Below are 25,084 nucleotides of genomic sequence, written 5' to 3' on the forward strand. Positions count from 1 at the left end.
AATCCTGTCTCCGTGCCGCCTGTCCGTGAACAGGGTGTTCCAGTGGATGGAACAAGCGATTTCACTCTCGGTGTTCGTGACCTAGCTTCTCGTGTGTGCCCGACGATCTCGCACGAGGGGAACGGATCATGGCGGCGGAGCTCGCGGATCCACCGGAGGAGTCCGTCACGGCGGCCATCGACCGGGTCAGGTCGAGCGTTGACGCGCTTCTCGCGGCCTTCATCGACGCCCATCCCGCCCCCGTCGCCGATCCCGAGCTCGCCGAAGGCCACCGCCTTCTGAAGGAGTTCGTGGTCAAGGGCGGCAAGCGCATCCGGCCCCTGCTCTGCTACTGGGGAGCGCGCGGCGCCGGCGGCACGGACGATGCGGCCACCGTCGCCGCGGGCGCCGCCCTCGAGCTCTACCACGCCGGTCTCCTCATCCACGACGACATCATGGACGGCAGCGAACTGCGCCGTGGGCGGCCCACCCTGCACCGGAGCCTGGCCCGGCCGACCAAGCACCCCGTCGCGGAACCCTTCGGCCACTGCGCCGCCGTCCTGCTCGGCGTGCTCACGCAGGCGTGGGCCGACGAGCTCTTAGGCGCGGCCAACCCGGCCGTCAGGGCGTTGTTCAACCAGATGCGCGGCGAGGTCATCGCCGGCCAGTACCTCGACGTCCAGACGCACCTCGGCCCGAGCGTCGATCGCGCGCTCACCGTCATCCGCTTCAAGACCGCCAAGTACACCGTCGAGCGCCCCCTCCAGATCGGCGGCGCGCTCGCCGGCGCCCCCCGCGCCCTCCTCGAGTCCTACTCCCGCTTCGGCCTGCCCATGGGCGAGGCGTTCCAACTGCGCGACGACATCCTCGGCGTCTTCGGCGACCCCGGGATCACCGGCAAGCCGGTCACCGACGACCTGCGTGAGGGCAAGGCCACCGTGCTCATCGCGCTCGCCTTCGCCGAGGCCACCGGATCCGCCCTCCACCTGCTGCGGACCTGGCACGGCAATCCCGACCTCGACGATGCCCGCGCCGCCGACCTGCGGCAGGTCATCGTCGACTCCCGTGCACTCACCCGCGTCGAGTCGATGATCGACGGCCGGGTCAGAACCGGACTGGAGGAACTGCGGACATGCGCGATCGACGAGGACGCCAGGGAGGCGCTCACCTTGATGGCCGGACAGCTGACACACCGGCTGGCGTGAAGCGGGTGCTGCTGGCCGCCCCGCGCGGATACTGCGCCGGGGTGGAGCGGGCCATCCGCGCCGTGGAGGAGGCCCTGACACGGTACGGCCCGCCCATCTACGTGCGTAAACAGATCGTGCACAACACCTTCGTGGTGGCCGACCTCACGCGGCGCGGCGCGATCTTCGTTGACGAACTGGACGAGGTCCCCGACTCCGCCCTGGTCGTCTTCTCCGCCCACGGCGTCGCGCCCGCGGTCAAGCGGGAGGCCGGTGGCCGCGGCCTGCGGACCATCGACGCCACCTGCCCGCTGGTGACCAAGGTGCACAAGGAGGCCGTGCGATTCGCCGAGGCGGGCTACGACATCGTGCTCATCGGCCACGCCGAGCACGAAGAGGTCGAGGGCACGCTCGGCGAGGCACCCGGGCGCATCCACGTCGTCGACCCGGCCCGCGTGGACGAGGCGGTGCTGCCCGCCGGCCGGCCGATCAGCTGGCTGTCGCAGACCACGCTCTCGGTGGAGGAGACCATGGGCGCGGTCGAGAAGCTGCGCGAACGCCGCCCCGGGCTGATCGACCCGCCCAGCGACGACATCTGCTACGCCAGCCAGAACCGCCAGGAGGCGATCACCGCGATCGCGCCCGAGTGCGACCTGGTGATCGTGGTCGGCTCGGCCAACTCCTCCAACTCCCGGCGCCTGGTCGAGGTCGCGCTCGCCGCCGGGGCGCGGGCCGGATACCTGGTGGACGGCGTCGCCCAGGCCGAGGAGCGCTGGCTGCAGGGCGTGGCCACCGTCGGCGTCAGCTCCGGGGCCTCCGTCCCCGACCATCTCGTCGCCGAGGTCCTCGACTGGCTGGGTGAGCGCGGCTTCGCCGACGTCGAGACCGTGACGCTCACCGAGGAACGCCTGACCTTCTCCCTCCCGCACGAACTCCGATCCCCGATAGGTGGTGTGCAGTGACCGAATCCGTCCTGAACAACGAGAGCCCCCTCAGCCTCGGTACCAAAGCCGCGCGCAATCTGGCGACCACGACCAAGACCCAGCCGCAGATGCAGGAGATCACCTCCCGGCACCTGCTCAAGGTGCTGCCCTGGGTCGAAGTGATCGGCGGCGCGTACCGGGTCAACCGCCGCCTCACCTACACGGTCGGGGACGGCCGGATCACGTTCACCAACACCGGCGCGTCCGTGCGGGTGATCCCGGCGGAGCTGTGCGAGCTGCCCGCGCTGCGCGGCTACGACGACGTCGACGTGCTCACCGCCCTGGCCGACCGCTTCGTCCAGCGTGAATACGAGCCCGGCCAGGTGATCGTGGAGGCCGGCAGTCCGGCGGAAGAGGTCATCCTCATCGCCCACGGCAAGGTCAGCGTGCTCGCCGAGGGGGCCTACGGCAAGCAGACCGTGCGCGGCGTGCTGGCCGACGGCGATCACGTCGGCGACCGGTCGCTGGCCGGGGAGACCGGCACGTGGGAGAACACGGTGCAGGCGGTCACCGCGTGCACGATCCTCGCCCTGCCCAGGCCGGCCTTCGACGAGGTGGCGGAACAGGCGGAGGGGCTGCGCGAGCACGTGGACGCGTGGGCGGCCGATCCCGACCAGGCGCTCAACGCCCACGGCGAGGCCGAGATCGCGCTGGCCTCGGGCCACATCGGCGAGCCGACGCTGCCCGGCACGTTCGTGGACTACGACCTGGCGCCGCGCGAGTACGAGCTGAGCGTCGCGCAGACGATCCTGCGGGTGCACACGCGGGTGGCCGATCTGTACAACGAGCCGATGAACCAGACGCAGCAGCAGTTGCGGCTGACGGTGGAGGCGCTGCGCGAGCGCCAGGAGCACGAGCTGGTCAACAACCGCGAGTTCGGCCTGCTGCACAACGCCGACCTCAAGCAGCGCATCCACACCCTGACCGGCCCGCCCACCCCGGACGACCTGGATGAGCTGCTGGCCCTGGTCTGGAAGAACCCGGCGGTCTTCCTCGCCCACCCGCGGGCCATCGCCGCCTTCGCCCGCCAGTGCACCGAGCGCGGCGTCTATCCCACGGCCGTCGAGGTCAACGGGCAGAAGGCGCCGTCGTGGCGTGGGGTGCCGATCCTGCCGTGCAACAAGATCCCGGTCAGTGAGTCCGGACTCAGCTCGATCATGGTGATGCGGGTGGGCGAGGCGGCCCAGGGGGTCATCGGCCTGACGCGCACCGGCCTGCCCGACGAGTACGAGCCCGGTCTGTCGGTGCGCTTCATGGGCATCAACGACAAGGCGATCATTTCCTACCTTGTCACGACGTACTACTCCGCCTCGGTGCTCGTGCCGGACGCTCTCGGCATCCTGGAGAGCGTTGAGGTGGGCTGATGCCGTATGAGATGCCGGACTTCTACCTCCCCTATCCCCCCAGGCTGAACCCGCACCTGGACGCCGCCCGCGCGCACAGCCGCGCGTGGGCGGCGCGGATGGGGTTCTTCGACAACCCCGACGTGTGGACGCCGGCCGACCTGGAGGCGCACGACTACGGCCTCATGTGCGCCTACGCCCACCCCGACTGTTCGTCGCGGGAGCTCGACCTCGTCACCGACTGGTACGTCTGGGTGTTCTACTTCGACGACCACTTCCTGCACGCCTTCAAACGCACCCAGGACCACAGGGGCGCCCAGGCATACCTCGACCGCCTCGACCTGTCCATGGCCGACGATCCGCCGGAGCCGGACAACCCCGTCGAACTGGCTCTCCAGGACCTGTGGGCCAGAACCGTCCCGGCCATGGGCGCCGACTGGCGGGCCCGGTTCGTCGCGGTCACCCGCGACCTCACCCAGGAGTCGATGTGGGAGTTGTTCCACATCCGCTCCGGCCAGGTCGCCAACCCCATCGAGTACATCGAGGAACGCAGGAAGGTCGGCGGCGCCGGGTGGTCGGCCTGCCTGGTCGAGCACGCCGCCGACGCGGAACTGCCGGCCAGGATCGCGCGCACCCGGCCGATCCGGGTGCTCACCGAGACGTTCTGCGACGCCGTACACCTGCGCAACGACCTGTTCTCCTACCACCGCGAGGTGATCGCCGAAGGCGAGCTGTCGAACTCGGTGCTGGTGTGCGAGCGGTTCTTCCACTGCGACACCCAGCGCGGCGCCGACATCACCAACGACATGATCACCTCCCGCCTGCACCAGTTCGAGCACACGACGCTCACCGAACTGCCGCCGCTGTTCGCCGAGCACGCGATCACCCCGCCCGAGCAGGAACGGGTGCTGCGCTACGTCAAGGGCCTGCAGGACTGGCAGGCCGGCGGCCACGCCTGGCACCTGTCCTCCAGCCGCTACACCAGGTCACGGCGCGAGGACGGGCCGGTGCACGTCTCCCCGGCCCACGTGGCGAGCGCCGTGCGCAGCTTCTCCCACCGCCCCTACACCGAGATCGCGGTACGGCTGCCGCCGCTCGCCCTGCCGTACACCGTCCGCGACAACCCGCACCTGGAACGCGCGCGCGCCCACAACGTGCGCTGGTGTCACGCGATGGGGTTCGGGGCCGGGCTGCCCGGCCTGCCGGCCGCGGCGATCTGGAGCGAGCGGCAGATGCACGGCTTCGACTTCGCGCTGTGCGCCTCCGGCGCGGCCCCGGACGCCGATCCCGACGCCCTCGAGCGGGCGGCCGACTGGCTGGCCTGGGGCACCTACGCCGACGACTACTACCCCCGGGTCTTCGGCAAGGCGCACGACCTGACCGGCGCGAAGCTGTCCAACCGGCGGCTGCGCGCGTTCATGCCGCTCGACCTGCTCCCGCTCACGGCGCCGGTGAACGCCGTGGAACGCGGACTGGCCGACCTGTGGCCGCGGACCGCCGGCCTCCTGCCTCCCGAGGAGCGCCGGAGGCTGCGCCGGGACGTCGAGAGCATGATCGACAGCTGGGAGTGGGAACTTGCCAACCTGGTGCAGAACCGGATCCCCGATCCGGTCGACTACCTCGAGATGCGCCGGCTGACCTTCGGCGCCGACCTCACCGTCCGGCTGTCGTGCCCTGAGCCCCTGCCGGAGGAGATCCGGCGCAGCCGCGAACTCCTGGCCCTGGCGGGGGCGGCCGCCGACTACGCGTGCCTGCTCAACGACCTGTTCTCCTGTCAGAAGGAGATCCAGTTCGAAGGCGACCTGCACAACGCCGTGCTGGTCATGCGCACCTTCTTCGACTGCGGCGTGGACGAGGCCGTCGCCATCGTCACCGACCTGCTGAACGCCCGGCTGGCCCAGTTCGAGCAGGTCGCCGCGGACGACCTGCCGGCCATGCTCGCCGAGCGGGGCGCCGACGACGGGCTGCGCGCCGCGGTCGCCCGTCACGTGACCGGCCTCCAGGACTGGATGGCCGGCATTCTGCGCTGGCACGAACTCACCATCCGCTATCCGGAACACGAACTCCGCCACACCCATGCCGTGCGCTGGACCCAGGGCCCCACCGGCCTCGGCACCGCGGCGGCCCGCATCCAGTCCCTGCTACCGATCGGCGCGCCATGACCGACAACCTGCTCAGCCTGTCCACCGCCGCGGCGCGCAAGCTCGCCACCACCAGCAAATCCGTCCCGCAGATGCGGGAGATCACGCCCCGCCACCTGCTGCACGTGCTGCCGTTCGAGGAGGCCGTCGGCGGCGTGTACCGGGTGAACCGGCGCCTCACCTACACCATCGGCGACGGCCGGGTCAGCTTCACCTCGGTCGGCGCCGCCGTACAGGTGATCCCTGCGGAGCTGTGCGAGCTGCCGTCGCTGCACGACTTCGACGACGAGGAGGCGCTGGGGGAGCTCGCCGCCCGCTTCGTCCAGCACGACCTGGACGAGGGCGCGGACGTGCCCGACGGGCAGATCGTCCTGGTCGCGCACGGCAAGATCGCCAAAACCGGGGTCAGCGGGTACGGCAGGGCCGCCGTGCTCGGCATGCTGGCCGACGGCGACCACCTGGGCGACCTGACCGGCGAGGGCGCGCAACCGGCCAGGGCGGTCACCGCCTGCACGGTGCTGGTGCTCTCCCGGGAGGACGCCGACCGGCTCCGCGAACGCTCGGAGAGCCTGCGCGCCCATCTGGAGCGCCCGCTCCGGACCGGGCCGAGCAACAAGCACGGCGAGGCCGAGATCGCGATGGCCGCCGGGCACTCCGGGGAGCCGAACCTGCCCGGCACGTTCGTGGACTACGACCGGGGGCCGCGCGAGTACGAGCTGAGCGTGGCGCAGACGGTGCTGCGCGTGCACACGCGGGTGGCCGATCTGTACAACGGGCCGATGGACCAGACGCAGCAGCAGCTCCGGCTGACCATCGAGGCGCTGCGCGAGCGGGAGGAGGACGAGCTGTTCAACAACCGCGAGTTCGGCCTGCTGCACAACGCCGACCTCAAGCAGCGCTTCCAGACGCGCAGCGGGCCGCCCACGCCCGACGACATGGACGAGCTGCTGTCGCGGCGGCGCAGCTCGCACTACTTCTTCGCCCACCCCCGGGCCATCGCCGCGCTGGGCAGGCAGTGCACGGCGCGGCGCATCGTGCCGGACGTGAGCGAGGTCAACGGGGCCAGGGTCATGCTCTGGCGCGGGGTGCCGATCCTGCCCACGGACAAGATCCCGGTCACCGAGTCCGGGCTCAGCTCGATTGTGGTCATGCGCACCGGGACGGAGAAGCAAGGGGTGATCGGGCTGACCCGCACGGGGCTGCCGGACGAGTGCGAGCCGGGGGTGTCGGTGCGCAAGCTGGGCATCGACGACAAGGCGATCACCCGGTATCTCGTCACCACGTACTACTCGGCGGCCGTGCTGGTGCCCGACGCGCTCGGCGTGCTGGAGAACGTCGAGGTGTGATCTTCGCGCGTCAGCCTGGGGGATGACGTCGGGGGTCGGTCATCCGGCCGACCCCTGACCTGCGACGTTGAGCACTTCGGCCGATTCGCGGGCGCGCGGTGGTGCAGCAGGATGCTCGTGAACACGAGCGAAAGGTCTTCCGTGCACATCCGTACCACCCTCGCCCTGCTGACCCCGCTGGTAGTCGTGGCCGCCTGCGGCACCACGGCCGCCCCCGCCGGGCAGCCGGCCAAGCCGAAGCCGAGCCCGCCCGCCGCGGCCTGGCGGCCCTGCGCCGGCGGCGAGGGCGCCGAGTGCGCGCGCGTCAAGGTGCCCCTGGACTGGGAGCGGCCCGCGGGCGCGCAGATCGAGATCGCCATCGCCCGCCGGAAGGCGCCCAAGTCCGAGGGCACGATCGTGTACCTGCCCGGCGGCCCCGGGCAGTCGGGCGTCGAGACGCTCAAGGCGAGCAAGGAGTTCGGCGGGCTGGAGAAGCGCTACGACATCGTCAGCCTCGACCCGCGCGGCGTCGGCGAAAGCAGCCCGCTGACCTGCCCGTCCGACCAGGTCATGGCCGTGGACCCGCAGCGCGTCCCCACCTCGGACGCCCGGCTCGCCGCGTTGAAGGAGTCGTCGGCCAGGCTGGCCGAGGCGTGCAGGAAGCTCACCGGCCCGGTCTTCGACCACCTGGACAGCGCCGGCGCCGCCAAGGACTTCGACCTGGTCAGGCAGGCCATCGGCGCGGACAAGGTGACCGTCTACAGCCACTCCTACGGGACCCTGCTGGCCCAGGAGTACGCCGCCAGGTTCGGCTCGCGGCTGCGCGGGGCCGTACTCGACGGGGTGATGGACCACAGCATCGACCGGCGCACGTTCACCGTCTCGGCGGCCAAGGCGCTGGAGGAGTCCTTCGGCCAGTTCGCGCAGTGGTGCGCAAAGGACAAGGAGTGCGCCGTCGCGGACCCGGCCGCCGCCTACCGGCGGGTGCTGGCCAAGGCCGAGCGCGGCAAGCTGGGCGAGGACGAGGCCGGGCGGCCCTGGACGCCGTACACGGTGACGGCGACGATCGACGCGATGTTGTTCACGCCGTCCTGGCCGGCGGCGGGCATGTTCCTGAACGCGCTCGACAAGGGCAAGCCCTGGAAGACCGACGCCGACGACACCATGCCCAAGCGGCTGAACTACGCCGATCCCATCCTCTGCCAGGACTACGCCATGGCCTACCGGGACGCCGCCGCGGTCAAGGCCGACCTGGCCGCCGCGGCCGCCGTCGCGCCGACCATGCGGTATTCGCCCAACGCGCTGAAGGCCGTGCTGGCCTGCCAGGGCTGGCCGGCGCCGGTCAAGAACCCGCAGCGCCCGGCCGTCAGCAAGGCGGTGACGCCGCTGCTGCTCCTGCAGAGCCGCTACGACAACGCCACCCCGCCGGCCTGGGCCGAGAACGTCGCCCGTCAGCTCGGCGACCGCGCCCGGCTGACCGTGCTGCCCGACTGGACGCATGCCATGAAGCTGTACAACCGAGGCTGCCAGGCGGATTACGCGGCCGGCTACCTGACCTCCTTGACGCTCCCGCCCGCCACCCCGCGCTGCACGAGCACGCCTCCTGGAGTCACCACCACGCCCTGACCCTCTAGGATCGGGGCCCATGCACGAGATCGCCGCGTTCGGAACCCAGCTCATCGAGGCCCACCAATGGCTGCGTGAGGAGCTGGCGCGGCTGCGCGAGGACCTGGGCGCGGGCGGCCGCCCGGCCGACCTGCGCGCCCACTGCCTGGCCTTCTGCTCCGCCCTGACCCGCCACCACACGGGTGAGGACGCCGTCGCCTTCCCGGCCCTGGCCGAGCGCCATCCCGAGCTGCGCCCCGTCCTGGCCCAGCTGGAGGAGGACCACCAGCTGGTGGCCGACATCCTGCGCCGCATCTCCGCCCTGGACGGCAGCGACCCGAAGGCCGCTCTGGCGGAGCTGGACGGCCTGACGGCCATCATGGAGTCCCACTTCGCCTTCGAGGAGCGGAAGATCGTCGCCGCCCTCGACGCCCTGGACCTGCCCGAGTGGCGCCCCTATCTGGAGCCCACGCCATGAGCACCGAACTCGGCGACCTGGCCGCCCGCCTGCGCGCCTTCGCCGAGGCCCGCGACTGGGGCCAGTTCCACACCCCCAAGAACCTCGCCATGGCCCTGGCCGGAGAGGTGGGGGAACTGGTGGCCGAGTTCCAGTGGCTGCGCCCCGACGAGGACCTCGACCCCGAGGCGCGGGCGCGCGTCGTGGCCGAGCTGGGCGACGTCACCGGCTATCTGGTACGGCTGGCCGACGTGCTGGGCGTCGACCTGCTGGCGGCCGCGCATGCCAAGCTCGACCAGAGCGAGGCCCGCTACGACGTGAGCACCTACCGCGGCTCGGCACGCAAGGCCCCGCCCCTGCCGCCCGGCTGATCAGCCGCCAACGAGGCGTAAACGCGCTGTCCATCGGCCGTCTATCGGCCTGCGCGAAGCTCCCTCCGTATCTCAGAGGACTTACGGAGGGACCACATATGCGTCACCAGCTTCTGCTCGCGACCGTGTCCGCGGCCATCGCCCTGACCGGATGCGGCGCCACGGCCAAGCCCGCAGCGGCCCCGTCCGCGGCCCCGTCCACGTCCGCCCCGTCCACGGCGGACACCTCCGCGCCCGCTTCCGCCGACCCGGTCTGCGAGGAGCTGAAGAAGGTCAAGGCGGAGATGGAACAGGGCGGCGAACCCGACGTCGCCGGGCTGATCGCCGCGGCCGGAGAGTCCAGCGCCAAGCTCGTCGAGCAGGCCAAGGACCCCGACCTGGTCAAGGCGCTGCAGCTCAACATCGAGATCGCCGACGCGGTCAAGAAGGCGACCGACGGCGGTGGCGACGTGCAGGAGGCGGTCTCCGGCGTCCAGGCTCAGATCGACGAGTCGGAGGCGCTGACCGACAAGGTGTGCGGGAAGTTCTAGGCGAAGCGCCAGCGGGTCGCGCCATGCGGCTCGGCCGTGGCGACGCCGAACGCCACCCGCATCGAGAAGCGGTAGACGTACCAGGGCGCCGGTCCCGCGCTGGGCGCGCTGTAGGGGGCGGTGATGGCGTCGCCCTCGGCGCTCGCGGGCCAGCCCAGCTCGGCGTACCTGGCGGCCACGCCCGCGACCTCGGCGGCGTCGGTGACCCGGTGCGCGGTGCCCTCGAGGTTCAGGTCTATCCCCTCGAGCCGGACGGAGAAGGTGCAGTTCGGGTTGGCCTCCAGGTTGTGGGTCTTGCGGGCGTGCGGGCCGCTGGTGAAGTGGACGGCGCCGCCGTACCAGATGGCTCCGACCCCGGTGGCGTGCGGCCGGCCGTCGGGGCGCACGGTGCCGAGGAACCAGCTGATCTCGGGTCCCGTGGAAGCGGTGAGCTGGGCGAGCGCGCGCTCCCACGGCAGCGGGGCGTGGCCGTAGCGGTCGAGGTTGGTGACGTCGGCGGGTGTCTGGTCGCTCATCGGATCCTCCTAGCGCGTGGCGGACACAGGGATAGACCCGCCGGCGGAGCGGAACTCATCGCGGTCCCGTCCGCCGGCGGGTGAGGGTGGTCAGCCGGTCTTCCGCTGTTTCGCCAGCAGGGTGCAGCAGGCGGTGGCGGCGATGAGGATGGCGGCGGCGGCCAGGAAGGTGGCGTGCATGGCGGTGGTGAAGCTCGCGGTGAACGCCTCGTGGCCCAGGCGCTGGAACAGGGCGGCATCGCCGGTGCCGAGGCCGGTGGGCGGGCTGGGCGGGCGGAAGCGCCCGGCGCCGCCGGCCGTGGCGGTCAGGAACGCGTCGCGCAGGTGTGCGGGCAGCTGAGCGGCCTGTCGTCCGGCGTTCTCCGCGAGGGCGGCGTTGAGCCGGGCGGAGAGCAGGGCGCCCAGGACGGCCATGCCGAGGACGGTGCCGATCTGGCGGATGGTGTTGGCGGTGCCGGAGGCGGCGCCGGCCAGGTGGGGCGGCACGCCGTGCATGGTGACCTGCTGCAGCGGGGTGTAGGTGGCGCCGTTGCCGAGGCCGATGATGATCAGGCCTGGGAGCAGGCCCCAGGCGCCGGTGTCCGGGCCGGTCGTGAAGGTCAGGACGAGCAGTCCGGCGGCCAGCAGCCCCAGCCCTGACATCAGGATGTGCCTGGCCTCGATCCTCTCGGTCAGCCGGCCGGTCCAGGCGGAGCCGATCGCGGTCACGATCGCGCTGGGCAGCAGGACCAGCCCGGTTTCCAGCGGGCTGTAGCCGCGGGCCGACTGCAGGTAGAGGACCAGCGCGAACGGGATCGCCATCATGCCGGCGTAGAAGACGAACCCGACCCCGTTGCCGATCGTGAAGTTCCTGGTGGCGAACAGGGCGAGCGGCATGAGGGGCTCGTTCTTCTCGCGCCGCTGCCAGAGCACGAACAGCACGAGCAGCACGACGCCGGTGACGATGACGGAGCCGATCGTGATCGGGCCGGCGATGGTCCCCCAGTCGTAGCGCCCACCCTCGATCAGGCCGAAGACGACGCCGGTCAGCCCGGCGGTGGCCAGAGCGACGCCCGTCAGGTCGAGGCGGCGGGTACGGCCGGAGCGCATGGCCGGGGCGTGGAGCAGGGTCAGCACGATCGTGATCACGCCGATCGGGATGTTGATGAAGAAGATCCAGCGCCAGCCGGCCTGGGCCAGGAGGAAGCCGCCGACGATCGGCCCGCAGACCGGGGCCAGGCCCGCGATCGCCCCGAACAGGCCGAACGCGCGGCCGCGCAGGTGCGGCGGGAAGATCGTCAGGATCGACGAGATGACCTGCGGGAACAGCAGCGCCGTGCCCACTCCCTGCAGCACGCGCGCGGCCAGCAACTGGCTTCCCGAGGTGGCCAGGCCGCACAGGGCCGAGGCCACGGTGAAGACCGTGACGCCGATCAGGAACAGGCGGCGGTAGCCGAAGATGTCCCCGAGGCGCCCGGTGGTGACCAGCAGCACCGAGAAGATCAGCAGGTAGGCGTCGAGCACCCACAGCACCTGGCTGTAGGAGGCGTCGATGCTGTGGATCAGGGTCGGGACAGCGATGTTGACGATGGTTCCGTCGAGCAACGCCATGAAGAATCCGGCGCAGAGGACGGCGAGGACCAGCCACGGCCGCTGCGTGACCGGCTTGGCTTCTGTCACGTGGGTGACCTCCATGAACACGGTCACCTGGGCAAGGTGGTGAGAGCCCGGGGCATACGGACGGGGTCGGAGAACCGGCCCGCTCGCCATGCTGCGCACGCCCTTGTCCCAGGTGCGGTGCGACTTCCACCTTTTCCGCGGCCATCGGGACCCGGAGAAGCTGGTTGGCGAGGCGAAGTGCCCAACGGTGAGAAGCCAAGAGGGAATCTAGCAACTCACCCAGCGCCCTACAACAGGCCCCCGATCACAGGCCCGCGGCTTCGAGGCGGGCGGTCAGGCTGGTGTTGCGGCGCCGGTCCAGGCGGTGGACGGCGAGCTCGAGGGCGGCGCGCTGGCCGACCAGGACGACCCAGGAGCGGGCCCGGGTGACCAGGGTGTACAGCAGGCGGCGGCGGAGCATGATGCCGCCCGACTCGGCCACCAAGGGGGCCACGACGAAGGGATACTCGCTGCCCTGGGCCCGGTGCACGCTGATGGCGTAGGCGTGGGTGAGGTCGTCCAGTTCGTCGAAGGTGTAGGTGACCGCTTCGCCGTCGTCGATGAGCACGTCCACCTGGCGCTCCTCCGGCACCAGCCGGGTGATCGTGCCGGTCTCGCCGTTGAAGACGCCCTTGTCGTAGTTGTTGCGGATGGGCATCACCCGGTCTCCGACCCGGAAGCAGGTGGAGCCGGACCAGTGCTCGGGCTTGCCGTCGGCGGCGGGGTTCAGGACGTCCTGGAGGCGGCGGCCGAGCTCGGCGGTGCCGGCGGTGCCTTTGCGCATGGGGGCCAGCACCTGCACCTGGCCGGGGGCGACGCCCTGTTTGCGGGGGATGGCGACGGTGGCCAGGTGGACCACGCGGTCGGCGATGGCCGTGGGGTCGTCCAGCTCCTCGAACCAGAAGCCGCCGCCACCCGGCAGCGCGGGCAGTTCGCCGGCGCGGATGCGGTGGGCGGCGCGGATGATGGCGCTGCCCTCGGCCTGGCGGAAGACCTGGGTGAGCCGGACCCGGGGGATGCTCTCGACGCGGAGCACGTCGGTCAGCACGCTGCCCGGGCCCACGCTGGGCAACTGGTCGCCGTCGCCCACCAGCAGCAGATGGCCGCCGGACGGCAGGGCGGCGGCGAGCCGGGTGGCCAGCCCGAGGTCGAGCATGGAGGCTTCGTCCACCACGACGAGGTCGGCGCGCACGGGGCGTTCGTCGAACAGCGCCTCGGGGTCGGGTTCGTAGGCCAGCATGCGGTGGACGGTCATCGCGGGCAGGCCGGTCAGCTCCGACAGCCGCTTGGCCGCCTTGCCCGTGGGGGCGCACAGCGTGACCGTGCCGCCCATCGCCCGGACCGTGGCCGCGATCGCCTTGACGGTGTGGCTCTTGCCGCAGCCGGGGCCGCCGGTGAGGATCGACAGCGTGCTGGTCAGCGCCATGGTGACGGCGGCGCGCTGGTCGTCGTTGAGGGTGTCGTCCTCCTGGTAGGCGCGCAGCCGCAACGTCGAGCGGGCGCCGGCCAGGCGGGTCAGCTCGGTGGTCAGCCGCAGCTCCCGGGCGTGGAGCTCCTTGGGGTAGACGGCGTCGGCCTCGCGGGCCACCCGGCGGGCGGCGGTGAGCGCGTCGAGCCCCTGGCGGATCAGCTCCTCGTCCTGCTCGATGAGGTCGATGGTCTGGGTGACCAGCGCCGTCGGGGACAGGAAGCAGTGACCGCCGCCGCTGGCGGCCGCGTCGAGGCGGTCGAGCAGGGCCGCCTGGATGCGCTGGGGGCTGCTCTCCGGCACCCCGGAGCGCAGCGCGATGCGGTCGGCGGTGGCGAAGGCGATGCCCCTGACCCGGCCGATGAGCTGGTAGGGGTCCTTGGCCAGCACCTCGGCCGAGTCGGCGCCGAACACCTGGTAGATCTTGGCGGCCAGCAGCGGGCTGACGCCATAGCCCTGGAGCAGGACCATCAGGTGGGCGATCGCCTTCTGGTCGGCCCACGCCTCGACGATCTGGCCCTGCCGGATGGGGCCGATGCCGATGACCTCGCGCAGGCGCGCGGGCTCGGTGTCGATGACGGCCAGGCTGCGCTCGCCGAAGTGGCCCACGATGGCCTGGGCGAGCCGGGGGCCGATGCCTCTGATCAGGCCGGAACCGAGGTAGAGCTGGATCGCGCGGATCGTGGAGGGGGTGACGCGCTCGCAGGCGGTGACCGCGAGGCGGCGGCCGTGGCGGGGGTGCTCTTCCCAGTCGCCGGTCAGGTGGAGCGTCTCGCCGGGCTGCACGCCGCCCAGCGCCCGGCCGGCGGCCACGAATCCGGGCCGGCCGTCGGCGCTCATCCTGGCCACGGTGTAGGCGTCGTCGCGCACGAACACGAGCTGTTCGACGGAGACCTCCACGCGATGAACCCTAGGCCATGGCACCGACAGGGAAACGCACGCCTACCATGACGGAGTGGAGACGCTGGACGAGCAGGAGTGGCGCCGCCGTGCCGAGGCGCACGAGCGGCGGGTGCGGGCGTGGATCGACCCGCACCTGGGCAGGCGGCAGGCTCGCCGGGCGCATCCGGTGGAGGACTTCCTGTTCACCTACTACAGCTTCCGCCCGGCGAAGTTGCGGCGCTGGCATCCCGGCGCCGGGGTGGTGCTGGCCGGTGCGAGCGGCTTCGGCCCCGAGTACGCCGACGTCCCCGGCGGGCAGCGTCTCGACCACGCGGCGCTGCTGGAGCGGCGGATGGCCATGGTCGAGTGGACGGCCCGGCTGCTGAAGGCGACCGCGGGGCGCGGTGGTCAATTCGGCTGTTTCGGGATGCACGAGTGGGCGATGGTCTACAGGACCGATGCCGTACGGCACGGCGGACAGCCTCTGCGGATGGCGCCGGCGGAGATCGCCCGGGTGGTGGAGGCGCGCGGGGTGCGCTGCAGCCACTTCGACGCCTTCCGGTTCTTCACCGAGGCGGCCCGGCCGCTCAACCAGCTGGAGCCCACCCGGGAGCGGCAGGCCGAGATGGAGCAGCCGGGGTGCCTGCACGCCAACATGGACCTCTACAAGTGGGCCTACAAGCTCTCGCCGCTGGTGCCGAGTGAGCTGATCGCCGACTGTTTCGAGCTGGCCAGGGAGATCCGCGAGGTGGACATGCGCGCCAGCCCGTACGACCTGCGTGAGCTGGGGTATCGGCCGATCGCGATCGAGACGGCGGCGGGGCGGACGGAGTATGCGGGGCTGCAGAAGCGCTTCGCGGAGCGGGCGGCGCCGCTGCGCGCCCGGTTGCTGGAGGTCTGTGAGGTTTTGATGGAGATTGACGCCCGGGTCTGAGGAGAACTACCTTCTGGATACCGGCTGGTCGGTACAGAAGCGAGGGCGTATGCGGATCAAGGGCAAGGTCGCCGTGGTCACCGGCGCGGCGAGCGGCATCGGGCGGGCGATGGCCCTGCGCTTCGCCGCCGAGGGCGCCGCGGGCGTCGTGGTGGCCGACCTCGACGGTGACGGCGCAGCCGCCGTCGCCGCGCGGATCGGGGAGCGGGCGGTGGGCGTCCGCGCCGACGTGTCCGTCGAGAGCGACGTGGCGGCCCTGGCCGAGACCCCGTTCGGGCCCGTCGACCTGTTCTGCTCCAACGCCGGAGTGATCGCGGGGCACGGCCTCGACGCCACCGATCGGGAGTGGCGCTCGTTGTTCGACGTCAATGTCATGGCCCACGTGTACGCGGCGCGGGCGGTGGTGCCGGGGATGGCCGAGCGCGGTGGCGGCTACCTGGTCAACACCTGCTCGGCGGCCGGCCTGATCAGCTGCCCCGGCGACGCGCCGTACGCGGTGACCAAGGCGGCGGCGATCTCCTTCGCCGAGTGGGTCGCCATCCACCACGCCGCGCAGGGCATTAAGGTCAGCGTCCTGTGCCCGCAGGGCGTGCGCACCGCGATGCTGGCGCGCGGCCTGGAGGAGGACCACCTCACCGCCCGCGCCGTCGGCTCCTCCGGCGCGATCCTGGAGCCGGACGACGTGGCCGCCGCGGTCGTGGACGGCGTCGCGGCCGAGCGGTTCTTCATCTTCCCGCACCCCGAGGTGCCCGAGTACCACCGGCGCAAGGTCGAGGACCCAGACCGCTGGCTGGCCGGCATGTCGCGCTTCGTGGAAGCCCTTTAGGCGCGTGATCGGGTGACGATCCGGTCCCAGGTCCGGTCGGGAAGCAGGCGGTTCATGCGCAGCAGCAGCTTGGCCAGATACCCCGTGGCGTAGCGGGCCCGTGGCTGCCCGGTCTCGATCGAGCGGCGGATCGCCCTGGCCACCACGACCGGGTCCGACGCCTTGCTGCCCGGGCCGAAGGCGCCCTCGGCCTGGGCGGCCATCGGCAGCGCCAGCTCGGCGTAGGCGCCCCGGCCGGAGATCTCCCGCAGCTCGCGGGGCGTGTCCTGCTCGAACTCGGTCTTGATGATGCCCGGCTGCACGACCACCACGTCCACGCCGAACCGCCCGACCTCCTGCCGCAGCGAGTCGGAGAACGCCTCCAGCGCGTGCTTCGAGGCGTAGTACCAGGCGCCGAGCGGCAGCGCGATCTCGCCGCCGATCGACGAGACGTTGACGATCCGCCCCGACCGCTGCCTCCGCATGTACGGCAGGGCCAGCTGCACCAGCCGCGCCGGGCCGAAGAGGTTGACCTCGAACAGCGCACGGGCCCGCTCCAGCGGCGCCTCCTCGATCGAGCCGTGGAGCCCGATCCCGGCGTTGTTGACCAGCACGTCGATCCGGTGCCGTTCGTCGGTGATCGTCCTGATGACGCGTTCGACGTCGTCGGCGCGGGTGATGTCCATGGCCAGCGGGTGGCCGCCGGCCCGGCGCAGGGGTTCCATCCGCTCGGCGCGTCTGGCCACGCCGTACACGATGTGCCCGGCGCGGGCGAGTTCGAGGGCGGTGGCTTCGCCGATGCCGGAGGAGGCTCCGGTGACCAGGCAGACCTTAGGCATGGTCGGCTCCTATGCGGAAGCGCTGGAGGTGCAGGGTGTCGCGGAAGGCGGGGATGCGGTAGAAGGCGCGGAAGAAGGGTTCGGGGATGCGGCTGACGTCCCAGATCGTCGGCATGTGTTCCAGGAGGGTGAGCCGGACGTTGCGCTGCTGCACCACGGCCGGGTGCTTCAGGCCCCACAGGCGGTAGCCGAGCGGGCGGGCGGTGGCGGCCAGCCAGGGGGAGATCGAGTCGAAGATCAGCTCGCCGTGGGGGAAGTGGCCGGTGATGCGCCGCAGAAGCGGGTAGACGTCGGCTTCGCGCAGGTACATCAGCAGGCCCTCGGCGATGACGAGCACGGGGCGGCCGTCGCCGGCGGGGATCCGCTCCAGCCATCCGGGCGCGGTGACGGAGGTGGCGATGGTCGTGTAGCCGTCGCGCTCGGGGTAGAGGCGCTCGCGCAGCTCGATGACCTCGGGGTAGTCGACGTCGTACCAGCGCACGCCCGGTGGCACGTCGAGGCGGAAGGCGCGGCTGTCGAGGCCGCAGCCCAGGTGCACGACCGTGGCGCCGGGATGGGCGGCGAGGAACGCGGTGGTCCAGTCGTCCATCTTCCTGGCGCGCATCAGGCCGAGGTAGCGGTCGCCGGAGGCCATGACGACCTTCCAGCGGCGGTAGGAGATCCGGCGGAGGATGTCGGCGGCCCACTTGTCGCCAACGATCGGATCTTTGCCGGCGTAGTCGAGGGCGCGGAAGTAGAGCGTGAACAGGAGGGTCTCCTTCACGCCGTGCAGATGTTCAGTCTTCACCGTAGATCCACTTCTCATAGGGCGGGACGAGCTCGTCGAAGGCCGTGAGCAGGTCGGCCGCCGCCCGCTCCAGGACCTCCGGGCCGGGTTCGGCGGGCGGCTCGAAGGCGTGCCGGACGACGAACGACAGGGAGGCGGCCTTTTCCCGCAGGTCGCGGGCGGCGGTGACGGGGTCGATGGCGTCGATCATGTAGAAGCCGGCGCCGACGGCGGCCATGGCGTAGGGCAGGTCGGGCACGTCCGCGCGCAGCAGCTTGTGGCGTCCCAGCACCTCGAAGAAGTGCGTGGTGGCCATGAGCTCCCAGCTGCGCGCGGCGATGTCGGCGAGGGCGTCGCGAGTGGCGCGTGAGTCGGCGGCGACCATCCCGAACAGCACCGGATTGGTCACGACCAGGCGGTAGGACTCGGCCAGCAGCCGGTGCGGCCGCACGGTGGCCGGGTCGCGGCGCAGGGCCTCGCGCAGGCCGTCGGTGTAGGCGACGGCCGCCCGCAGGAACACGGCCTGGAAGAGCTCCTTCTTGGTGCGCCAGTGCAGGTAGACCGTGCCCTTGCCGATGGCGGCCCGCTGGGCGACGTCCTCGATCGTCACCTTCTTGAAGCCGAGCTGGACGAGCAGTTCGGTGGCGGCGTCGAGGATGCGATCGGCGCGTTCCCGCACGAGGACTCCCTTGTGACTGGATGACCAGATTTCAAATCTGGTCAAAAGACTACGCCTCGAAAGGACGCTTGACCACCCTGCAACCGCTTGTAATCATCGGATGTCTGGAGGTGCCCATGCGATCCCGCGCGCTCGTCCTCGTCCTGATCCTGTTATCCGGCCTGCTGTGGGCGCCGCCCGCGCGGGCCGAGGTGGAGCATCCCCGGCAGCAGTGGCTGCGGGCGTCCACCGCCGGCCTCTTCCTGCACTGGGGCATGTTCACCGCGCCCCGCCACCTCGACTGCGCAGCCTGGGAGCGCGACGTCACCGAGGGCGGCTGGAGCGCCGACTACTGGGTGGACGAGGCACGCAAACTCGGCGCCTCCTACATCGTCCTGGCCACCTTCCACAGCCGCCTCGGCTACGCCCGGCCCTGGCCGTCCGCGATCCCCGGAAGCTGCTCGACCAAGCGGGACCTGCTCGGCGAACTGGTCGCCGCGGGCAAGGCCAAGGACGTGCGGATCATCCTCTACATGACCGACGACCCGCAGTGGCACAGCGAACAGGGCGTGCAGACGCTCGACTCGGCCGCCTACTCCGCCTACAAGGGCCGGCCGGTGGACCTGACCACCCGCGACGGCTTCGGCATGTACTCCTACGACCTGTTCTTCGAGGTCATGGAGAACTACGCGGACCTGGCCGGCTTCTGGATCGACAACGACAACGCCTACTGGGAGCGCAACAACCTCTACGAGCAGATCAGGGAACGGCGTCCAGGCTGGCTGCTGAGCAACAACAACGAGGACACGCCGATCATGGACACGGTCAGCAACGAGCAGAAGACCGGCATGATCCCGTCCTACGACTACCCGCAGGCCGCCTGGACGCCGATGCCGCGCCTGGTCGAGGCCGACTACAAGCTGCCCTCCACCGGCCAGTGGTGGTACGACGGCGGCGACCACGCCGTCGACACCCGCCTCAGCACCGGCCGCTACATCACCAACGCCGGCTCGTCGATGAAGTCCCTCATGGCCGAGACCCCGATGGTCAACGGCAGGTTCCCGCCGAAGCAGGAGGCGTTCAACGCCTTCATGTCCCGCTGGGTCCCGCCCATCCGCTCCTCGCTCTACGGCACCGAGGGCGGCGGCTACGTGTACGGCGGCATGCAGCCCGGCTTCTGGAACGACGGTGCCCACGGCGTGATCACCGTCGAGCCGGGAGCGCGCACCCAGTACGTCCACGTCGTGACCCGCCCGAGCACCGATCGGGTACGGCTGCGCGACAACGGCTACTGGGTCACCCGGGTCACCGATGTGCGCACCGGCAGGAGCCTGGCCTTCCACCAGTCGGCCGGATACCTGACCATCCTCGGCATCACCGACTGGGACCCCTACGACACCGTCTTCAAGGTCGAGACCAGGGGCCGGCACTTCTACCACGACAAGATCACCGCCTCCAGCCCCGAGCTCGTCGACGGAAATTTCTCGACTTACTGGGATAACCAGGGCAGGCTCCCGGCCGACGTCACCCTCGACCTGGGCCACCGCCGCGTCCTCACCTCCCTGGCGATCAACCAGCGCGAATGGTCGCCCACCTACGCCCGCGAGAGCTTCGGCCGCCCCGAGGACTCCGCCCGCATCAAGGACTACCGCGTCTACCTGAGCGACGACGGCAGGAACTGGGGCAGCCCGATCCGCGAAGGCGCCCTGCGCAGCGCCAGAGGCGTGCAGTTCATCGACCTCGGCGAGCGCCGCGCCCGCCACGTCAAGCTGGAGGTCCTCGACACCTGGGGCGGCCCGCAGGCCCCGCGCTACCACCGCCGCCTCCAGATCGACGAGATCAAGGTCGCCTACGCGCACCCGTTCTCCCTCGGCCCGGCCGCGCCCCTGGAGGCCGAGCACGCGAACCGCTCGCGCGGCGCCCGCCCCGAGCCGTGCCGGACCTGCTCCGGCAACCTCCAGGTCACCGGCCCCGGCACCCTGGCCTTCACCAACGTGACCGCCCCCGAGGACGGCACCTACCGCCTCCAGATCGACCACACGGCGGCGCGGGCCACCTCGGTCAAGGTCACCGTGAACGACGCCCCGGCCGCCGAGGTGCCCATCAGGGCGGGCAACCGGGACGTCCCCGTGCCGACGGCGCTGGCCGTACCGCTCAAGAAGGGCACGAACACTGTCACGCTGGAGGTCGCCCGCGCGGGCATCGACCGCATCGCCGTCTCGCCCCTGCCGCCCGACGGGTACGTCCCGGCCACCACGCTCACGGTCGAACCGGGCGGCCTGCAGTGGACCGGCCCCGGTCAGCAGTCGCTCAAGGTGTCGGCCACGCTCCGGCTCGACGTGGACGACCAGCTCGACCAGGTCACGCTGGCGCCCCAGCTCCCGCCCGGCTGGACGGTCCAGGGCGGCCCGGCCACCGCCGCCTCGCTGCGCCTCGGCCAGACGCTCGGCGCCACCTGGACCCTCACCTCACCGCCCGGCCAGGACGTCGGCGCCGCCGACATCCCCGTCACCGCCGCCTTCCAGGTGCTCGGCCGCTCGGCCCAGGCGGCCAAGCAGCTCAGGGTACGGCTGCGCCCGGCCGACCGGGTGTGGATGCGCGAGGCGGAGGACTCGGCCAACCGGCTCGGCGACGCGGGCATCACCGGCTGCGGCGCGTGCTCGGGCGGGCAGAAGGTCCGCAACCTCGGCGGCGGGCCCGGGGCGTACGTGGAGTTCGGGAACGTCACCGTGCCGTCGGCAGGGACGTACACGCTGGTCGTGGACTACACCGTCAACGGCCCCCGGTCGTTCTTCGTCACCGTCAACGGCGGCGCGCCGGTCGAGGTGAAGGTGGACGGCGTCGGCAACAACACGCCCTACACCACCACCGTCCCGATCACGCTCGGCGCCGGGCCGAACACCGTGAAGATCCACAACGACACCGGGTCCGCCCCCGACCTGGACCGGCTGTCGCTGTCCTGAGCACCTGAGGAGCACCCATGCACGAGACCGTCACCCGCCGCGCCTTACTGGGCGCGGCGGCGGCCACCGCCGTCCTGACCGGCACCGCGGCCAGGGCGGATTCCCCAGATGGCGGCCGCGACCGCGGACGGCCCCAAGACGACTCCGCCGTGCTCCTCGGCCAGTGGGCCCAGGCGCCCGGCGCCCACCCGCTCGTCCCCGACGTCTCCCGGGCCGGGTACCGGCTGGGCGCCCGGCTCCCGCGCGGGGGCCGGGTGGTGACGCGGGTGACCGACCACGGCGCGCGGGCCGACGGCGTCACCGACTGCGCCCCCGCCTTCAACGCCGCGCTGAAGGCGGCCGGGCAACGCGGCGGCGGGGTCGTGCTGGTGCCGCCCGGCACGTACCTGCTGAACGCGCCCGTCTTCATGCACTGGTCGAACGTGGTCCTGCGCGGATCGGGCCGCGAGGCCACGATCCTGCACTTCGCCAGGCCCCTGGACGACGGCTACCGCCAGGCCCGCCAGTCCAACGGCAACAGCCGCTGGTCGTGGACCGGCGGCCAGGTCTGGTTCATCTCGCCGGAGCGCCGGGCGCTGTCGGAGGCCGAGGACTTCGCCGGCACCGAGAACTGGCTGGTGGGCGAGACCCTGGCCACGGTCGCCGCGGCCACCAGGGGCGCCCGCACGCTCATGGTCTCCGGCACCGCCGGCCTGCGTCCCGGCGACATGGTGATCCTGGAGACCGAGAACCGCCCCGACGCGGGGCTGCTGAAGCACGTCTCCGGCGACGTCCCCGGCGCCGCCGCCTACGACTGGCCCCGCCGCGCCCCGCAGTTGGTGACCGGATCGGGCGGGCAGTACATCCAGTACGCGAGCTTCCAGTGGCCCGTGCGGGTGCAGGAAGTCCTCGGTCCCCGGCTGGTCAGGCTGGCCCAGCCGATCCGCTACGACCTGCGTCCCGAGTGGCCGGCCAGGCTGCGCGCGATCGGCCCGGTCGTCCACGACAGCGGCCTCGAGCGGCTGACCGTCCGCAACGCCCTGGCCCCGATGACCGCGCACAACAAGCACCCGGGCGCCAACGGCGTCTGCTTCCAGGCGGTCCACGACTGCTGGGCCTTCGACGTGCGGGTGGAGAACTGCGATCTCGGCTTCGGCTTCACCACGGCCAAGTCCAACACGCTGAGCCGGGTGAGCGTCGGCGGCCGGGCCGCCCACCACAGCTTCGCCTGCCGGATGCAGTCGCACGACAACCTCGTCGAGGACTTCGAGATCGAGGCGTTCACGGTGCCCGTCCCGGCGGGCGCGGTGCACCACGGCCTCAACCTGGAGGGCCTGTCCTCGGGCAACGTCTGGCGCCGGGGCACGATGGCCGAGGGCACCTTCGACACCCACCGGGCGCTGCCGTTCGAGAACGTGCGCACCGACATCACGCTGGTCAACAACGGCCGGGTGGGCGGGTCCGGCGCCTCGGGGCCGTTGTTCGGGGCCCGGATCGCGCACTGGAACGTCCGCATCACGAGCGGCAGCCCGTACGCGCTGACCATCGGCGACGTGGCCCCGCGCAGCGTGTCGGTCGGCATCCAGGGCGCGAACGGCACCGGCAGCGAGCTCACCCCGGACTTCGCCGGCGACCTGGAGTCCTTCACCGCCCTGCACGGCGCCAAGCCCTCGGTCGCCGACCTCTATGCCGCCCAGCGGGAGATTATTGACAGGCACTGATCATCCGAAGAAGCTTTCTTTCGTGACGACAGGTCGTGGTGTCTTAGCCGTCCTAGCCCTTCTCCTCACGTACCTCCTCAACCCGGCGCAGGCGGCCGCCACCGCCTCCGCCGCCTGTGCCACCAACCCCGCCACGCCCAAGCGGCAGTTGCGGGCCATGTGGGTGGCCAGTGTCGCCAACATCGACTGGCCCAGCGCCACCGGGCTCAGCGCCGCCGCCCAGCAGGCGGAGTTCCGCTCCTGGCTGGACCTGGCCGTGCAGAAGCGGATGAACGCGGTCGTGGTGCAGATCCGGCCCACGGCCGACGCGTTCTGGCCCTCGCCGCACGAGCCGTGGTCGCAGTGGCTGACCGGCACCCAGGGCGGCAACCCCGGCTACGACCCGCTGGCCTTCATGGTCGCCGAGGCACACGCCCGCAACCTGGAGTTCCACGCCTGGTTCAACCCCTACCGGATCGCCAACCACGACGACCCCAACCGGCTGATCTCCTCACACCCGGCCCGGCGCAACCCCGGCTGGCGCTTCGCCTACGGTGGCAAGCTCTACTACAACCCGGGCATCCCGGCGGTACGCTCGTTCATCCAGGACGCCATGATGGACGCGGTCACCAGGTACGACATCGACGGCGTGCACCTGGACGACTACTTCTACCCCTATCCGGTCAGCGGTCAGGCGATCCCCGACGCCGCCACGTTCGCCCAGTACCCGGGCGGCTTCACCGACGTCAACGACTGGCGGCGCAACAACGTCAACCTGCTCATCCAGGAGCTCGGCCAGCGCATCCACGCCGCCAAGGCCCACGTGAAGTTCGGCGTCAGCCCGTTCGGCATCTGGCGCAACCAGAGCGCCGACCCGCTCGGCTCGGCCACCTCCGGCCTGCAGTCCTACGACGCGATCTACGCCGACACCCGCCGCTGGGTCAAACAGGGCTGGATCGACTACATCACGCCCCAGCTCTACTGGCACATCGGCTACAGCGTGGCCGACTACAAGGTCCTCACCGCCTGGTGGGCCGACGTGGTCAAGGGCACCCGCGTCCAGCTGTACGTCGGCCAGGCCGCCTACCGCGCCGGAGTCGACGCCAACTGGCAGCGCACCGCCGAACTCTCCGACCACCTCACCTACAACCGCCAGCACCCCGAGGTCCGCGGCGACATCTTCTTCAGCGCCAAGGACGTCAAGGCCAACCGCATCAACAGCATCTCCACGATGACGGCCGCCCACTACACCAGACCCGCCCTCATCCCCGAGTACGGCACCGCCGCCGCACCGGGCGCCCCGGCGATCACCGCGGCCACCCGCGGCGCCGGCGGCGTCAGCCTGAGCTGGCAGGGCCAGGGCGCCGCCTACGCCGTCTACCGGGTGGACGGCTCGCCCGCCACCGACCCGTGCTTCTTCGCCGATGCCCGCAACCTGCTCACCACCACCCGCGCCACCTCCTTCACCGACGCCGGCGCCGCCGCGGGCAGCACGTACACCTACTACGTGAGCGCGCTCACCCGCACCCACCAGGAGAGCGGGCCCAGCGCCGGCCGGGTCGTCACCGGAGGCGGCGGCGAGACCTTCAGCGTCGTCGTCGACAACCAGGACCCCGGCTTCGCCGCCACCGCCACCTGGGGCACCTCCGCCTTCTCCGGGCAGCGACACGGCGCCGACTACCGCTTCGCCGCGCCGGTCGCCGCCAGCGACCCCGCCTGGTTCAGCGCCGCCATTCCCGCCACCGGCAGCTACCGGGTCGAGGTCTGGTATCCGGCCGACCCCGGCTACAACAGCGCCACGCCGTACCTGGTGGCCGGGCAGACGATCAAGGTGGACCAGCGCAGCGGCGGCGGCGCGTGGCGCAGCCTCGGCACCTTCACCCTGCAAGCCGGGACCGGGAACGTGGTGGGCGTCAGCAGATGGACCTCGGCCACCGGCTATGTGATAGCCGACGCGGTACGGATCACGAAGGTGTGAGCCGTGTTTCAATGACCTCCTAGGCTGATCTAGGAGGAGCC

Annotated in this window: 20 protein-coding genes; 14 read left to right on the forward strand and 6 right to left on the reverse strand. The window is 71.4% G+C overall.

What is annotated here, in order from left to right; all coding sequences use genetic code 11:
* Positions 1-95 precede the first annotated feature (95 nt).
* The 9 genes from FVE25_RS26350 (at position 96) to FVE25_RS26390 (ending at position 9,918) form a co-directional block, all read left to right on the forward strand.
* The gene (locus FVE25_RS26350) at positions 96-1,184 is read left to right on the forward strand and encodes a polyprenyl synthetase family protein (protein WP_219825648.1); all 1,089 of its coding nucleotides are present in this window, start codon (positions 96-98) and stop codon (positions 1,182-1,184) included.
* The gene (locus FVE25_RS26355) at positions 1,181-2,125 is read left to right on the forward strand and encodes a 4-hydroxy-3-methylbut-2-enyl diphosphate reductase (RefSeq protein WP_246267472.1); all 945 of its coding nucleotides are present in this window, start codon (positions 1,181-1,183) and stop codon (positions 2,123-2,125) included. The genes FVE25_RS26350 and FVE25_RS26355 overlap by 4 nt, the downstream gene beginning before the upstream one ends.
* A complete protein-coding gene (locus FVE25_RS26360; RefSeq protein WP_246267473.1) occupies positions 2,122-3,510 on the forward strand; it encodes a family 2B encapsulin nanocompartment shell protein in 1,389 nt (462 codons plus the stop codon). Before FVE25_RS26355 ends, FVE25_RS26360 begins: the two co-directional genes overlap by 4 nt.
* Positions 3,510-5,651, forward strand: coding sequence for a terpene synthase family protein (locus FVE25_RS26365; protein ID WP_157249761.1), 2,142 nt, complete (start codon positions 3,510-3,512; stop codon positions 5,649-5,651). The genes FVE25_RS26360 and FVE25_RS26365 overlap by 1 nt, the downstream gene beginning before the upstream one ends.
* Positions 5,648-6,976, forward strand: coding sequence for a family 2B encapsulin nanocompartment shell protein (locus tag FVE25_RS26370; protein WP_157249762.1), 1,329 nt, complete (start codon positions 5,648-5,650; stop codon positions 6,974-6,976). The genes FVE25_RS26365 and FVE25_RS26370 overlap by 4 nt, the downstream gene beginning before the upstream one ends.
* A gap of 141 nt (positions 6,977-7,117) precedes the next feature.
* On the forward strand, positions 7,118-8,581 hold the full coding sequence (locus FVE25_RS26375) for an alpha/beta fold hydrolase (protein WP_157249763.1): 1,464 nt from the start codon (positions 7,118-7,120) through the stop codon (positions 8,579-8,581).
* A 19-nt stretch (positions 8,582-8,600) separates the two neighbouring features.
* Positions 8,601-9,038, forward strand: coding sequence for a hemerythrin domain-containing protein (locus tag FVE25_RS26380; RefSeq protein WP_157249764.1), 438 nt, complete (start codon positions 8,601-8,603; stop codon positions 9,036-9,038).
* On the forward strand, positions 9,035-9,388 hold the full coding sequence (locus FVE25_RS26385) for a nucleotide pyrophosphohydrolase (RefSeq protein ID WP_157249765.1): 354 nt from the start codon (positions 9,035-9,037) through the stop codon (positions 9,386-9,388). The genes FVE25_RS26380 and FVE25_RS26385 overlap by 4 nt, the downstream gene beginning before the upstream one ends.
* Before the next feature lie 98 nt (positions 9,389-9,486).
* Positions 9,487-9,918 (forward strand): hypothetical protein, encoded by a 432-nt coding sequence (locus FVE25_RS26390; RefSeq protein WP_157249766.1) that lies wholly within the window; start codon positions 9,487-9,489, stop codon positions 9,916-9,918.
* Here FVE25_RS26390 and FVE25_RS26395 read toward each other — a convergent pair.
* The 3 genes from FVE25_RS26395 to recD2 all read right to left on the reverse strand — a co-directional run bounded on the left by FVE25_RS26395 (position 9,915) and on the right by recD2 (position 14,439).
* Positions 9,915-10,433, reverse strand: coding sequence for a pyridoxamine 5'-phosphate oxidase family protein (locus FVE25_RS26395; RefSeq protein ID WP_157249767.1), 519 nt, complete (start codon positions 10,431-10,433; stop codon positions 9,915-9,917). The genes FVE25_RS26390 and FVE25_RS26395 overlap by 4 nt on opposite strands.
* 90 nt (positions 10,434-10,523) lie before the next feature.
* Positions 10,524-12,119 carry an MFS transporter gene (locus FVE25_RS26400; RefSeq protein ID WP_181019722.1) on the reverse strand — a complete coding sequence of 532 codons (1,596 nt, stop codon included), beginning with the start codon at positions 12,117-12,119 and terminating at the stop codon, positions 10,524-10,526.
* Between the two features lie 217 nt (positions 12,120-12,336).
* Positions 12,337-14,439: an SF1B family DNA helicase RecD2 gene (gene recD2, locus FVE25_RS26405; protein WP_219825649.1), complete on the reverse strand. Its 2,103-nt coding sequence runs from the start codon at positions 14,437-14,439 to the stop codon at positions 12,337-12,339.
* A gap of 55 nt (positions 14,440-14,494) precedes the next feature.
* Between recD2 and FVE25_RS26410 the strand changes: the two genes are divergently transcribed.
* On the forward strand, positions 14,495-15,355 hold the full coding sequence (locus FVE25_RS26410) for a 3-methyladenine DNA glycosylase (RefSeq protein WP_157249769.1): 861 nt from the start codon (positions 14,495-14,497) through the stop codon (positions 15,353-15,355).
* A gap of 49 nt (positions 15,356-15,404) precedes the next feature.
* Positions 15,405-16,181 (forward strand): SDR family oxidoreductase, encoded by a 777-nt coding sequence (locus tag FVE25_RS26415; protein ID WP_157249770.1) that lies wholly within the window; start codon positions 15,405-15,407, stop codon positions 16,179-16,181.
* Here FVE25_RS26415 and FVE25_RS26420 read toward each other — a convergent pair.
* The 3 genes from FVE25_RS26420 to FVE25_RS26430 are packed head-to-tail and all read right to left on the reverse strand — an operon-like array spanning position 16,178 to position 18,444.
* A complete protein-coding gene (locus tag FVE25_RS26420) occupies positions 16,178-16,999 on the reverse strand; it encodes an oxidoreductase (RefSeq protein ID WP_157249771.1) in 822 nt (273 codons plus the stop codon). The genes FVE25_RS26415 and FVE25_RS26420 overlap by 4 nt on opposite strands.
* A complete protein-coding gene (locus FVE25_RS26425; RefSeq protein WP_219825650.1) occupies positions 16,992-17,786 on the reverse strand; it encodes a class I SAM-dependent methyltransferase in 795 nt (264 codons plus the stop codon). Before FVE25_RS26425 ends, FVE25_RS26420 begins: the two co-directional genes overlap by 8 nt.
* Entirely contained in the window at positions 17,776-18,444 is a 669-nt protein-coding gene (locus tag FVE25_RS26430; RefSeq protein ID WP_181019723.1) for a TetR/AcrR family transcriptional regulator, read from the reverse strand. The genes FVE25_RS26425 and FVE25_RS26430 overlap by 11 nt, the downstream gene beginning before the upstream one ends.
* A 116-nt stretch (positions 18,445-18,560) precedes the next feature.
* Between FVE25_RS26430 and FVE25_RS26435 the strand changes: the two genes are divergently transcribed.
* Genes FVE25_RS26435 through FVE25_RS26445 form a run of 3 tightly spaced genes read left to right on the forward strand, consistent with a single transcriptional unit; the run spans position 18,561 to position 25,043 of the window.
* Positions 18,561-21,386 carry an alpha-L-fucosidase gene (locus FVE25_RS26435; protein WP_157249774.1) on the forward strand — a complete coding sequence of 942 codons (2,826 nt, stop codon included), beginning with the start codon at positions 18,561-18,563 and terminating at the stop codon, positions 21,384-21,386.
* Between the two features lie 17 nt (positions 21,387-21,403).
* Entirely contained in the window at positions 21,404-23,086 is a 1,683-nt protein-coding gene (locus FVE25_RS26440; protein ID WP_157249775.1) for a glycosyl hydrolase family 28-related protein, read from the forward strand.
* Entirely contained in the window at positions 23,052-25,043 is a 1,992-nt protein-coding gene (locus tag FVE25_RS26445) for a family 10 glycosylhydrolase (protein ID WP_157249776.1), read from the forward strand. Before FVE25_RS26440 ends, FVE25_RS26445 begins: the two co-directional genes overlap by 35 nt.
* Positions 25,044-25,084: the final 41 nt, after the last annotated feature.

Origin of the sequence: Nonomuraea typhae, from assembly GCF_009760925.1 — a bacterium.
Taxonomy (GTDB): Bacteria; Actinomycetota; Actinomycetes; order Streptosporangiales; family Streptosporangiaceae; genus Nonomuraea; species Nonomuraea typhae.

Excerpts from the sequence above, each read along its gene's own strand:
- FVE25_RS26365 (WP_157249761.1), top strand. The coding sequence starts at position 3,510 with ATGCCGTATGAGATGCCGGACTTCTACCTCCCCTATCCCCCCAGGCTG.
- FVE25_RS26370 (WP_157249762.1), top strand. The coding sequence starts at position 5,648 with ATGACCGACAACCTGCTCAGCCTGTCCACCGCCGCGGCGCGCAAGCTC.
- FVE25_RS26380 (WP_157249764.1), top strand. The coding sequence starts at position 8,601 with ATGCACGAGATCGCCGCGTTCGGAACCCAGCTCATCGAGGCCCACCAA.
- FVE25_RS26385 (WP_157249765.1), top strand. The coding sequence starts at position 9,035 with ATGAGCACCGAACTCGGCGACCTGGCCGCCCGCCTGCGCGCCTTCGCC.
- FVE25_RS26390 (WP_157249766.1), top strand. The coding sequence starts at position 9,487 with ATGCGTCACCAGCTTCTGCTCGCGACCGTGTCCGCGGCCATCGCCCTG.
- FVE25_RS26395 (WP_157249767.1), bottom strand. The coding sequence starts at position 10,433 with ATGAGCGACCAGACACCCGCCGACGTCACCAACCTCGACCGCTACGGC.
- FVE25_RS26415 (WP_157249770.1), top strand. The coding sequence starts at position 15,405 with ATGCGGATCAAGGGCAAGGTCGCCGTGGTCACCGGCGCGGCGAGCGGC.
- FVE25_RS26420 (WP_157249771.1), bottom strand. The coding sequence starts at position 16,999 with ATGCCTAAGGTCTGCCTGGTCACCGGAGCCTCCTCCGGCATCGGCGAA.
- FVE25_RS26435 (WP_157249774.1), top strand. The coding sequence starts at position 18,561 with ATGCGATCCCGCGCGCTCGTCCTCGTCCTGATCCTGTTATCCGGCCTG.
- FVE25_RS26440 (WP_157249775.1), top strand. The coding sequence starts at position 21,404 with ATGCACGAGACCGTCACCCGCCGCGCCTTACTGGGCGCGGCGGCGGCC.
- FVE25_RS26445 (WP_157249776.1), top strand. The coding sequence starts at position 23,052 with ATGCCGCCCAGCGGGAGATTATTGACAGGCACTGATCATCCGAAGAAG.